10 protein-coding genes are annotated in these 12,436 nt (G+C 50.6%); 4 read left to right on the top strand and 6 right to left on the bottom strand.

The genetic code is table 11. The features are described 5' to 3' along the window. Position 1 precedes the first annotated feature (1 nt). Genes ACJJI8_RS15060 through ACJJI8_RS15050 form a run of 3 tightly spaced genes read right to left on the bottom strand, consistent with a single transcriptional unit; the run spans position 2 to position 2,460 of the window. Complete coding sequence (locus ACJJI8_RS15060) at positions 2-1,252, bottom strand: NAD(P)/FAD-dependent oxidoreductase (RefSeq protein WP_413665321.1); 1,251 nt, start codon at positions 1,250-1,252, stop codon at positions 2-4. Then, on the bottom strand, positions 1,252-2,031 hold the full coding sequence (locus ACJJI8_RS15055; RefSeq protein WP_444905638.1) for an SDR family NAD(P)-dependent oxidoreductase: 780 nt from the start codon (positions 2,029-2,031) through the stop codon (positions 1,252-1,254). Before ACJJI8_RS15055 ends, ACJJI8_RS15060 begins: the two co-directional genes overlap by 1 nt. After that, the gene (locus ACJJI8_RS15050) at positions 2,032-2,460 is read right to left on the bottom strand and encodes a nuclear transport factor 2 family protein (RefSeq protein ID WP_413665319.1); all 429 of its coding nucleotides are present in this window, start codon (positions 2,458-2,460) and stop codon (positions 2,032-2,034) included. 254 nt (positions 2,461-2,714) lie between these two features. Between ACJJI8_RS15050 and ACJJI8_RS15045 the strand changes: the two genes are divergently transcribed. Together ACJJI8_RS15045 and ACJJI8_RS15040 are read left to right on the top strand one after the other, a co-directional pair. After that, entirely contained in the window at positions 2,715-3,329 is a 615-nt protein-coding gene (locus tag ACJJI8_RS15045) for a sigma-70 family RNA polymerase sigma factor (protein WP_444932842.1), read from the top strand. A 7-nt stretch (positions 3,330-3,336) separates the two neighbouring features. After that, the gene (locus ACJJI8_RS15040) at positions 3,337-4,008 is read left to right on the top strand and encodes a ChrR family anti-sigma-E factor (RefSeq protein WP_444932841.1); all 672 of its coding nucleotides are present in this window, start codon (positions 3,337-3,339) and stop codon (positions 4,006-4,008) included. Between the two features lie 24 nt (positions 4,009-4,032). Here ACJJI8_RS15040 and ACJJI8_RS15035 read toward each other — a convergent pair whose 3' ends face one another. After that, on the bottom strand, positions 4,033-7,545 hold the full coding sequence (locus ACJJI8_RS15035; protein ID WP_444932840.1) for an indolepyruvate ferredoxin oxidoreductase family protein: 3,513 nt from the start codon (positions 7,543-7,545) through the stop codon (positions 4,033-4,035). Between the two features lie 637 nt (positions 7,546-8,182). On the opposite strand from ACJJI8_RS15035, the gene ACJJI8_RS15030 reads away from it, so the two are divergent. Then, positions 8,183-8,671: an Lrp/AsnC family transcriptional regulator gene (locus ACJJI8_RS15030; RefSeq protein ID WP_413665315.1), complete on the top strand. Its 489-nt coding sequence runs from the start codon at positions 8,183-8,185 to the stop codon at positions 8,669-8,671. A 139-nt stretch (positions 8,672-8,810) separates the two neighbouring features. Here the strand turns inward: ACJJI8_RS15030 and ACJJI8_RS15025 are convergent, their stop codons facing one another. Continuing rightward, entirely contained in the window at positions 8,811-9,602 is a 792-nt protein-coding gene (locus ACJJI8_RS15025; protein WP_444932839.1) for a nucleotidyltransferase domain-containing protein, read from the bottom strand. A 204-nt stretch (positions 9,603-9,806) separates the two neighbouring features. Between ACJJI8_RS15025 and ACJJI8_RS15020 the strand changes: the two genes are divergently transcribed. Then, positions 9,807-10,655, top strand: coding sequence for an alpha/beta fold hydrolase (locus ACJJI8_RS15020; protein WP_444932838.1), 849 nt, complete (start codon positions 9,807-9,809; stop codon positions 10,653-10,655). Between the two features lie 155 nt (positions 10,656-10,810). Here ACJJI8_RS15020 and ACJJI8_RS15015 read toward each other — a convergent pair whose 3' ends face one another. Further along, positions 10,811-12,394 carry a D-arabinono-1,4-lactone oxidase gene (locus ACJJI8_RS15015; protein WP_444932837.1) on the bottom strand — a complete coding sequence of 528 codons (1,584 nt, stop codon included), beginning with the start codon at positions 12,392-12,394 and terminating at the stop codon, positions 10,811-10,813. Positions 12,395-12,436 lie beyond the last annotated feature (42 nt).

Here is a 12,436-nt window from a genome sequence, read left to right as displayed (position 1 = left end):
CTTACCAGTCAACACCCAACCCCCGAGCCACTCGCAACGCACTCGTTACACCGTCTTCATGAAATCCATTTGCCCAATAAGCACCGCAGAACCAGGTGCGGTTAACACCATTAATACTATCCCACTGCTGTTGCGCTCGTGTTCCGGCCACAGAGAACTGGGGATGGGCGTACTCAAAACGACCGAGCACAGACTTGGGATCGATACGCTCTTCGGCATTCAGGGTGACACAATAGGTTTTCTCGGTATTCAAGCCCTGAAGTATATTCATGTTGTATGTCAAAACAGGCAGTGCATCCTGTTCACTGCGCAATTGGTAATTCCAACTCGACCAACTGCGACGGTGACGGGGTAGCAAGGTGCTGTCTGTATGCAGGACCACGGCATTTTTTGCATAGGGTATAGCCCCCAGGATTTTTTGCTCACTGCCGCTGGGGTCGGTCAAACATTGAAGGGCCTGATCGGAGTGGCAAGCGAAAACAACGGCATCAAACTCCAAATTTTCCCCTGCTGCGGTGCGAACATTCACACCTTCCCTGCAGCGCTGCACCGCCTCAATGGGCGTAGATAAGCGAATTTTATCTGCGAAAGATTGTATTAACGGATCAATATATTCACGCGACCCGCCCTTAATCACTCGCCACTGCGGGCGACGCACCAGGTTGAGCAGGCCGTGATTGACAAAGAAGCGGACAAAGAAACTGACAGAAAACTCCAGCATTTGCGCCACACTGGCAGACCAGATAGCAGAGCCCATAGGTACCAAATAGCGATTGGCGAATTCCGCGGAGTAACCGTTCGCAGGTAGATACTCACCCAGGGTCAATGTCTCGCTCAGCCTCCCCTCCTGCCAGTCGCGGAGGGCATTTCGGTTAAAGCGCACTATGTCCCAGAGCATACGCCAGTGCCCAGCGCTGACGATGTTCGAGCGCTGTGCAAACAGGCTGTTGAGATTGTTACCCGCATATTCAAACCCCTCCTGATCGCAGCGCACACTAAAGCCCATGGAGGTGGGTTGGGATTGAACTCCCAGCTCTTTAAGCAAGCGAATAAAATTCGGATAGGTCCAGTCGTTGTAAACAATAAAGCCAGTATCCACTGCTAACCGGCGTTCCCCCTCGTCAATATCAACCGTAGCGGTATGCCCTCCCAGGCGCGCCTGTGCTTCAAACAGGGTGACATCGTACTTTCGATTCAATAGATAAGCGGCAGTAAGACCGGCAATGCCGCTGCCAACAATAGCGATTCGCATCAATTCTTCCTTAGTGTGCGGATTCTTGTCATTTTGGGTACGCAAAAACGGAACCAGATTGAGCTGAAAAAACCCAGAAACCGCAGAGGCCAACTGAGCCGTTTGGGAAAATCGACTGTATGCCCAACACCACAGAGCCCCTGTTCAATGCGCTCGGCGGCCTGCTCTGGAGTCATTAAAAAAGGCATGTCAAAGTCATTGCGCTGGGTAAGGCGGGTGTCGACAAACCCCGGGCGAATATGGACCACTCGAAGTGGAGTAAGGCTGGTATCGGCGCGCACCGACTCCAGAAAATAGGCCACCGCCGCTTTGGAACTGCCATACGCTTCGGCTCGGGGAAAAGGTACCACTGACGAGAGACTGCCGAGCGCAGCAAATACCGGAGATCGACTTGCAGCTAACAGTAATTGCGCACATTTCAAGGTATTCACCAAGGCAAAGAAATTGCCATCAAAAACCCGCCGGTACATGGTGACATCCAATTGAAGGTCGTCGTCATATTCACAGGTACCAGCGCAAGCAATCACCATATCCAGGTGATCTGTGAAGTCCGCTAATCGCCGAGTAACACCCGGCATCACCGCATCATCACTAAGATCACAATCCAAAACCCTGAGGCGACTGGGGGCTATGTTCTGTAACTCCGTCAGCGCATCGAGCCTGCGACTGCTGGCAATCACAAAATTATTCTGCTCCACCAGGCGCAATGTAAGCGCGCGCCCAATACCCGAGCTAGCACCTGTGATCCAGATGGTTTTATCGCGAATCCCCTGGGACACTTAGTTGCGCTCCATTCGCGACTTAATAAAACCTATGCAGGAGCCCAATACCGGCACCTGCTCGTAGACCATGGCACCCATATCGTAAAAGTCCTCGTGGTAGTGAATCTTATCGGTGTAACGCAACAGGCTACAGCCACGAAGTTGTAATGGGCGTCCACCTTTGAGTGATTGGTGTCGGTAGTGCATGGTCCACGAAAGGCAAGCGCTGCCCTCGCCCACCACCGGCAGATCATCAAATTGGAAGCGGCACTGGGTAAGCCCCCTACTCATTCCCGCAAAGTAACTCTTTAGAGCAGGCAATCCCTCTATCCGATGCAACGGGTCACAAAAAATGACATCGTCGCTATATAGTGATCCAAGGCTGCCAGTTTCCTGCATCAAGAAGTCTTTGTAGTACTCCTCTAGCTCCTCAATCAACGCGCTCATCATCGGATTCCTTACTGTTCAAGCTGCAGATAAATACGCCACACCCCATCGGTTGGATCACCGCTTAATAAAAGGTAGGCCAGGGAGATCCAGTTATGCCCCCTCTGCGTAAGTAGTTATCAGACAACTTGGAAGTCTCCCCCTGAGAGTCTGTTGCAGAGTGTGGTACACGGATGTACCACAACAGGTCTCAACACTAATTTCCACACATGCTTGATTGCGTGAGTATCGACAACGACAGAAAGACCGTTAACATGGCGCATAGCCCCCAAGCAAAAAGTGAAATACGCCCGGTGAAACTGCCACAAAGAGAGGACCAGGACTGGAGTGCCCTGCTGACGCGAGTCGGTGCGGAGCGTGATCGCCAGTCCTTTGAGCAGCTCTTTCACCACTTTGCCCCACTAATTAAGGGTTTCCATCACAGCCGCACCACTCAGGCAATTAGCGCTGAAGCCGCCGATGAGCTAGTTCAGGAAACCCTGTTTAAAGTCTGGCGCAAGGCCCCCAGCTTCGATGCTAGTAAGGCTTCTGCCAGCACCTGGATATTCACCATTATGCGCAACACTCGTATCGACATGTTGCGCCGCAACGGGCGTCATCAAAACACCGAGATTATTGAGGCCGTGGATGTTTGGGATGAAACTCCCGAACACCAACCGTTGATATTTCTACAGAGAAGACGCAACGAAAAGGAAGTTGCGGAAGGCCTGCACAGCCTGCCGGCAGAACAGAGCCACGTCTTGGAAAAGGCGTATATGGAGGGAAAATCCCACAGTGAGATATCCAAGGAGCTGGAATTACCATTGGGCACGGTAAAGTCCCGCGTGCGACTGGCCCTAAAGAAGTTACAAGCGAGGTTGGCCAAGTAGGTTTAGTATGATTCGCCACCACCCCGATAAAAATTTACTCCTTGAATACGCTTCCGGCAGCCTGCCCAAAGGCGCCAGCCTGGTCGTTTCCGCCCATATACAAATGTGTGCCGAGTGTCGCGCTCAATATCAAACCATGAACACCCTGGGTGGCTCCATTCTGGAGTCCTGTGCACCACAGGCCGTAAACGATGAGGCTTTCCAACGCCTGATGGGACGTATTGATCAGGCAGCTGAACCGGAGCAACAAGTGGCTCCCGAGAGATCCAAATCCACAGAGCCCATGCTGGCGGATGCGCCGCCAGTCGTGCACAAGCTGCTGGAGAAAAATCCCCCGATCAAGTGGAAAACTATCGCGCCCGCCCTAAAAATGTGTCGACTGAAAACCGGGCAGGATCAATATGAAGTGAGCTTTCATCGCCTGAGTTGTGGCGGCAAAGTTGCAGAGCACGATCACCGGGGCTACGAACTCACCCTGGTTCTGTACGGCAGCTTCTCTGATAGCGATGGTGTTTATAGTCCAGGGGACTTTCTGTTGCGGGAACCCGGCGACGTGCACCGCCCGACGGTAACAGAAGATCAAGAGTGCCTGTGCTTCTCTGCGGTACAGGCACCGGTGGCGATTACCGGTGTCAGCGGCTGGTTGCTAAACCGCCTTATCCCGTTTCGTCCGGGCTGACACCGATTAAAAGAACTGCGGCGTCTAGGACGCCGCCAGAGAAGTCGGTTCTTGCTCCCCGTCCACAAATACTGCAGAAAGCTCATCCCAACGATCGCTGACCGCCGCGAATTTTTCCTCGCGCACATGGCCATAGCCTCGCACTTGAAGGGGGATTTCGAGCAGCTCTTGTGCCTCTGACAGGTTTTCGCCGGACAGATGCGCGGCCACGCTATCAACTGCTTTGGCCACCTGTTGGGCCCAGCGCCGTTCAGCACGGCGCTCCTGGGTGTAACCGAAGACATCCAGTGCAGTACCGCGAAGAACTTTACCCTTAGCCAACAGCGGCATCAGCTTGCCCATCCAGGGGCCAAACTGCATTTTACGCACGCGACCACTGCTATCGGGGCGAGCAAGAAGCGGCGGCGCCATATGAAATTTCAAGGTGTAGTCGCCGCTGAATGTCTCACGTAGCTGTCGCTTGAAATCTTCACCGGTGTACAGGCGCGCCACTTCGTACTCATCTTTATAAGCCATCGCTTTATAAAGGCTGCGCGCACCCATACGGGTAAGATCGCCCCGAGCAGCTGGCAGTGAGGATTCTGCTTTGCGCAGCGCCTCTATATGGCGAAGGAATTCTGCCGCATAGGCCGGGCTTTGATAGTCGCGAAGCTCTGCTGCCAATCGCTCCAGCAACTGCTCCACCGACTCCTCAGGCTCCACCAATTTCACCGGCTTGGCCGGCACTGCCAATTGCTCGATCGCTTTAGGATTCTCCGCCAGCAAACGGCCAGCGCGGAAAGCGCGCAGGTTGTTCTCTACCGCCACGCCATTGAGTTCGATGGCCCGCTCCAGGGCCGCTTCACCGATTGGCAGCAGTCCTTTCTGGCAGGCAAAACCCATAATCATCAAGTTACTGGCTACGGTATCACCAAACAGTGCCTGGGCATATTTATTCGCATCAAAGGCAAAATATTCTGCACACAGAGACTCAATACTCTGTTGGGTCGCATCGGCAGGGAATGCCAGCTCGTTGTCGCGAACAAAGGCCGCTACCGGTACTTCAGCAGTATTTACCAGGGCACGCATTTCGCCGGTGGCAAATTTGGTCCGCTGGCCAGCGGCGGTGACCATATCGCAGCCTAATAACAACTGCGCCGCACCATCGCGAATACGAGCGGTGGTAATCGCCTCGGGGTTTTCTCCCACTTTCACGTGAGCCACCACGGCGCCATTTTTTTGTGAGAGACCGGTAAAGTACAAAGTTGTACTGCCCTTCTCTTCCAGGTGCGCCGCCATGCCCAGCAGTGCCGCCACAGTAAGCACACCACTGCCACCAATGCCGGCCACCAAAATACTGAGGGGCTGGGCCAGAGTCGCGACCGGCGCAGAGGGTAAACCGGCAATGGCCACGTCTAAGGCATCCGCCAGGGAGTGCACCGGGGGCTTTTTCAGTTCTCCCCCTTCCACAGTGACAAAGCTCGGGCAGAAACCATCGGCACAGCGCATATCCTTGTTGCAGCTGGACTGGTTGATTTGACGCTTGCGCCCCAACGGCGTTTCCAACGGCTCCACCGCAATACAGCTGGACTGCACACTGCAATCACCACAGCCTTCGCAGACCCGGTGATTGATCAACAATCGCTGGGATGGATCGACCATCTGTTTTTTCTTGCGGCGGCGGCGTTTTTCGGCTGCGCAGACCTGCTCATAAATAATTGCCGTCACACCAGCAGTTTCCCGCAGGCGGCGCTGCACGGCATCCAGCTCAGAGCGGGGGAGAACTTCTACGGCAGCGGGCAGTTCGCTGCGGTGTTCACGCCAGTGATCGGGGTTCTCTGTCAAAAGAATAACGGTACCAACTCCCTCGGCCAGCAACTGTGCAGCCAGGGAGGGAGCATTAACTTCGCCATCAGCGGGTTGACCACCGGTCATGGCCACCGCATCGTTCAGAAGAATTTTGTAGGTGATATTCACCTGGCTCGCCACGGCCTGGCGAATGGCCAATAGCCCAGAGTGGTTGTAGGTTCCATCGCCCATATTCTGGAAAATATGCTCGGCGCTGGAGAAACGGTGCAGGCCCACCCATTGGGCACCCTCGCCTCCCATATGGGAATAGGTATCGGTGCGCAGGCCTTTACCCAAAGCCATAATATGACAGCCAATACCGGCACTCCCCAAACTGCCTTCTGGCAATTTGGTGGAAGTGTTATGAGGACAACCCGCACAGAAAATGGGTTCACGAGCCAGCAAGCCCTGAGCCTTTGCAGCGACATTGCCCCCCAGTTTTTCTGCCAGGGGAATCAGCTGTGCCGCCAGTTCAGTATCCACCAGCCAGCGGGCAATGGCCTTGGCCACCTGATCCGGGCCAAAGCCCCACACTGCCGGCAACAGATCCTTGCCATCCAGGTCTTTCTTACCGACTACCTTCGGACGATAACTATCTTCCCAACCGTAGAGCAGGTTTTTCAGCTGATCTTCCACCAGAGGACGCTTCTCCTCGACTACCAGCAAGCGCTCCATGCCCTTGGCGAACTCACTGATGCCCCTAGGCTCCAGCGGCCAGGACATCGCCACTTTATAGATGGAGATGCCTGCTGAGTTCAGATCTGCCTCTGATAAGTTGAGCAGTTTCAAAGCCTCAAGCAAATCACCGTGGGCCTTACCCACCGTTACAATCCCGAAGCGTTTTCGCTCCGCACTGTGGGTGGTTTTATCCAGGCGGTTGGCATAGGCGAATGCCTTGGCTGCGGGCAAACGCTCCTCCAGCATACGGCGCTCGTACTCGAGGCGCTCGGCAGGCCAATTCAGGTGGGGATCGTAGTTCAGGCCGTGTGGCGGGATTGGGAAGTCAGCTGGAATTGTAAACTGGGGCAACTCCGGCACAATCAAGGAAGCACCGGCCTCTACAGTTTCAGTAATTGCCTTAAAGCCCACCCACAAGCCCGAAAAACGGGATAAGGCAATGCCCGCGAGGCCCAGGGTCAGGTACTCATCAATGGAGGACGGAAATATCAACGGCATCATTACCGACTCAAAAATCTGGTCGGTATTGTGGGAAAACATGGAGGATTCCGCAGTGTGGTCATCCCCACACAGCGCCAAAACACCACCCAGTTTTGAGGTACCCTGGATATTGGCTTGGCGGAAAACATCTGCGGTGCGATCTACACCGTGGCCCTTGCCATACCAAATAGAAAAGACGCCGTCTTTCGTTGCCTGCTGGCGATAGTGATCCAGCAACTGGGTACCCCAAATATTGGTCGCCCCCAGGTCTTCATTAATGCCCGGCTCAAAATGGATTTCCCGCTCGGCCAACAACTTCTTGTGCCGCCACAGGGCCTGGTCGTAACCGCCCAATGGGGAGCCGCGATAGCCGGAAACAAAGCCAGCTGTATTGAGGCCCGCCAGCTCATCCATGCGCTTTTGCATTAAGGGCAAACGAACCAGGGCGTCAATTCCGGTCAGGAATACACGGCCGGATTCACGGGTAAAAGCCGCTTTCAGCGAATACTCGCTATCAAAGCCCAATTCCTGATCGCCTTCGACCATTGCCATGGGTACCACCTATTTTATCTTTATTGCTTTCATCACTCCGGTTCTCGACGCCAGTAACATGTCGCGAAAATATTCGCGGCATCTCCCGAGTTACAGCAGAACAGACCAGAGCTGTTTAATAGCGCTAAAATTAACACTGCCCGGCAGAGCAGGTCATACCAAAATTGGCCCAACTCAGGCATAATGCCGCCATAACTCGCTAAAGATGACCAGCTACTGGCAACAAATCACTCAAAATGAAGTATTTTGGGGGATACAACGGAAAGGAGATGCCCTCTTATGGTGCTCGCCTCTGGCCTTCACACTCTGTATGACTAAATAAGCGCCAAAGGTTCAGCTTTTTGAGAGGCATAGCCTGGAACTGATCAGGGGATATCAGTTTCCGCCCGTTTACAGCTAACCAGTATCAACCGGTTGGGCAACGTACCCATTAGCGGGAAATTAATAAAAAACGAGAAGGTCTCACAAAAGATGCGCAGTATAGGAAGCTACTGCCATAACAAACCAAAAAAAACCATGTACGCAATGCACACAATTTACCGGAGAACGCTGGGAAGCAAAGATTCACTGGCAGGTTGATGATTAGCAGCCGGCGGTACCGGCGTACGTTCAGAGAGATGAGATACGGAATATAACCATGGCCTATTTACTGGATGCCATCGACAAGAAAATTCTGGAAATCCTTCAACAGGATGCCACCATTCCAAATATTGAGCTTGCAGAAAAAGTCTGCCTCTCACCCTCCCCCTGTTCACGGCGGGTTAAAAATCTAAACGAGCAAGGATTTATAAAACGCGCAGTTACCCTGCTTGAACCGGAAAAGGTTGGGTTGCCGGTAAGTGTATTTATCCAGGTTACTCTTAACCACCAAGTGAAAAAAGAGTTGCAGGACTTCGAGTCGGTTATCGGCCAATGGCCGGAAGTGATGGAGTGCTACCTGATGACCGGTGATTTCGACTACCTGCTGCGCGTTGTTGTACCCAATTTGCAGGCTTACCAGGAATTCCTGGATAAAAAACTCACTGAGCTCCCTGGCATCGATCATATTAAAAGCAGTTTCTCTTTGAAGCAGGTGCGTTACCGCACTGAGTTGCCGCTGGATCAGTTGCTGGAAAACCAAAGCTGAGCCTCTTTTGACGCCTGCATTCTTGCGGGCGTCTATTCAGCTTTGAGTTTATTCACTGGGCAGTATTACAAGTTACTCAGTACTTTTGGGGTTGTATACTCGCGTGTTAAGTGACGCCCTATCCGCCTGATTTAAAAGACTATACACCAACCACTTTACGAAAAAGCCTGTCAAATTCTGTAAGATCCAACTTTGGCCTTTCCTCTATAGAATTGGCACCAGATCTATCCAAATTTTCTTGTATCCAGCTATCCAGTTTGCCATCAACGGCTATCAAATCACCCTCTTCAAGCTCCTTCTTTTTCACAATCAAACTGGAAAGAATATCCAGAAGCCACTCACTTCCTGAGGAAGGCAACAATTCGTTGTACATATGACTAAAGTCCACAGGAGGAATTTTTGTAAACTCTTTTATATACAGGGCATTAAGCAGTGAACGCAGCACATAAAGTAACTTCTTGACCTTAATCTCTTTAAAGCCTTTATCACCCTCCTGAATAAATCTGGAATAAGTATTAAATCCCATACTGACATAGTGATGAGCTAATGCTCGCGGCTGCCAACATTTTAGAGCCAAATCCTGCAATGATTCCAAAATATCTTCATTTCTAAAATAGACCTTTGGCGAAAATAGCCACTCGATTAAAGTGGGGTTACTTGACCTCATTAAAGTTAAAGTCTTCTTGATATCCCAGCCGACCAAGTCCAGTTCATCGCCAAGTTTCTTATCAAATGGAACCTCAACGACATCTCTGGGAGTACCTATAGTGAGATATTGCTGAATATTACGCTTATAGATAAACCTTACATCCCAGTCACTATCAGGGGATTCAAATCCCCATGCGCGACTTCCTGATTCACAGGCATAGATAATTTCAATATCTCGCTCTACTTCCAGTGATTTCAAGCGGTCCTTTATCAGCGATTCCATTTACATCTACCTACTACGTCAAAACAAATCAACTATACCCGAAAAACTCGTTGATTACCCATAGGAGACCTATCGGTTACTCTCATAAGAGAGCCATTAGGGCAGCTGTCTCCCTCTCCTAACAACTGGACTAGAAAATGTTAAGCATAAAGCTCCTATAGACTATGATAAGCGCTAAAAAGTGGCTCCCAGGAAGCTAGCCCCATGGACAGAAATCCAAAAGACTCTATCACTGTAAACAACCACTCTATCTCTTATTTCCAGGAGGGACAGGGAGAACCCATTGTTTTTGTACATGGTGCTCTGGCCGATGCTCGTATGTGGCAAGAACACTGCAAAATTCTATCAAGTGAATTTAGAGCGATTTCATTCACCCAAAGGCATTTCGGTAACCCGGGTAACCCTTCAGAAGGCCCCTTTGGAATTGATACCCATGCAGCAGACCTGGTAGGGCTGATTGAGGCACTAGATATAGGTCCTGTCCACCTAATAGGATGGTCCTATGGTGCCGATGTGAGCTTAAATGCTACTATAAAGGCACCTAAATTAATCAAAAGTCTGTACCTTTATGAGCCTGGATATCCGGGATACATTGAAAACAATAACATGGAAGAGTTTCGCCGAGATGCTGAATCTATGTTTGCAGAAATTTTTAAAACAACAGCTGAAGGTGAGCTGGATACTGCCGTTAAGCTACTAATCGACGGCTCTGGGAATCAAGCAGGCTACTTCTCTCAGCAGCCCCTTAAATATCGTGTACAGCAGCTGGATAATGCCTACACCCTACCTCTGCAGCTTAATCAAACTGAACAACCCGCACTGAACCCAACTAGTCTTTCAGGCATATCTATTCCAGTTTCCGTGGCCTACGGCAGCAATACTCACCAGCTATTTAGAACTGTATCGCTTGCGGCGGGTACATTGATTCCAGATGCTCATCCACAAGAGATAAGCTCAGCAAATCATATGCTGCCTCTGGAAGATCCTGCACACTTCTGCCAACTTGTGAGAGAGCGCATTACCAATTGCTGTGACCAGCAACCTGTAACTTAATAATAAAGAGCAGGGAAAGAATACCTATAAGGCATGAAAACCGATTGTAGGCTTAGTCTCTCGAGCATTCTTTCCCGCTTAGCAGTTAGAAGCCTCTTATTGCTATTCACTACCAATTAAACGCAGGGGGTGGAAATATCACCCCCCAAAGTGCTCTAGTCAGCTTTACAAATCCTTGCGCCTGAATACCAAACTCCCGCTTGGCAGCTAGCACCCTCCTCACAGTGTTCATCTATTTGACAATAGCACTGACCATCGGGATTGCAGCCAGGAGTTAAATAGTTTTCCAAAGGATCAGCCCCACTTACTCGATTCCAAAAGGGGTTGGAAAATATATTGTTTGGGTCCAACTCTTCTTTAACATCCATAAACTGGGACCACTTGGGGAAACGCTCAGCCATGTCCTCAAAAATAGCGACTGAATTCTTACCCCAATGAGGTCTGGCTCCATACTTCCGGAGAGACATTTGCTCAATTTCCAAATTGACAAAGTAGTTCTTTGGCACAGCTTCACCTCGTTGACGAAGGGTATATTCAATCCCTACAAACGCTGTGTCACGGCCTGCTGTCATTCCTAAATAGCTATCGGAAGCCTTGCCAAAACGGAAATAAATACCATTCAGCGGAAAACAGGTTTTTTCACTATTTGCAATAATCTGGCGGACATCCGCAATCCAGTTGGGCAATTCTTCAAATGGAATCGCGACTTCCTGAAGTGCAATTGGAAGGTTATCCCAGACACATTTGTCTGGCTCTTTACATACGAAATGTTGCATCAAGTCCGCGTGTCCAGTGGGCTTAATAAACTTCTTCAAGCCTGAATCAACATCCCTGAAATAGGAACTGGAGCGAGCAGTATGGCGAAGAGAAGCTGCAAAACACTGCAATGCGGCACTATCGGCTTCATGAAGGCTATCAAATATCAGTCCAAATAAATATTCGGAGAAGTCCGATACATCTGCCTGGGCATTGTAGGCATTACCCTTAGTCGACAAAGGTACCTTGTTGTAAGTTGTTACGGTATAGCGCCCTAATCCCGGGAACCAGGCAACATTTGCTGAATGATTATTTCGAGCCAAATCAAGAACAACCTCCTCCAGCTCATCATCGCTGTGATACCCCTTTACTTTTGCTTGTACCTTATAGCCAGGTTCAACCTCTATGGTCACCTCAACAACTACGCCTAAAACACCTAGGTTTACCCTGGCGGCATTGAGCATCTCACCACTGATTACCCGTAAGTCCCCATTGCCATCAACCAACTTCAATTCGGTGACATAATCAGAGATCATGCTGCTTTTTTGTGTAAAAGTTGAACCGTGAGTACCGCTTCCCAGCATACCGCCTATCGTGAATATGGCCAGCTCTGTCACCATCGGCACACTTAGTTCATACTCTCGAAGATAGGCGGTCAAATCCCGGAATCTCATACCGGCCTGAACAGTAACCAACAGGTTATCTTTGTCCAGGCTAACGACCTGATCCATATTTTCCAGAGTGATTTGCACCTCTCCATTTCCTGCACAGGCCGCATCAATCTGACTATTGAATCTGCGACTCCCGGTCATCACTTTACGGCCTTGATCCGCTGCATCACGTACTATCTGCTGAACCTCATCAATACTGGTCGGATCATGGATAACACCAGGGAAACAATCCTGAGTATCCTGGTAGTTTTTTAATACCTCAGGCACTTCAATTGGCGGCGGTAGCTGTTCTGCAACACTTGTAGCAGCCATGAAAACGCCTGCTACACAAAGAGCTTTTTTACACCACCTCAA

The sequence above is a fragment of the Microbulbifer maximicatervae (SeqCode) genome (genome assembly GCF_052467695.1).
Note: the sequence above shows the minus strand (reverse complement) of the source record. Positions and strands in the feature narration are given on the sequence as shown.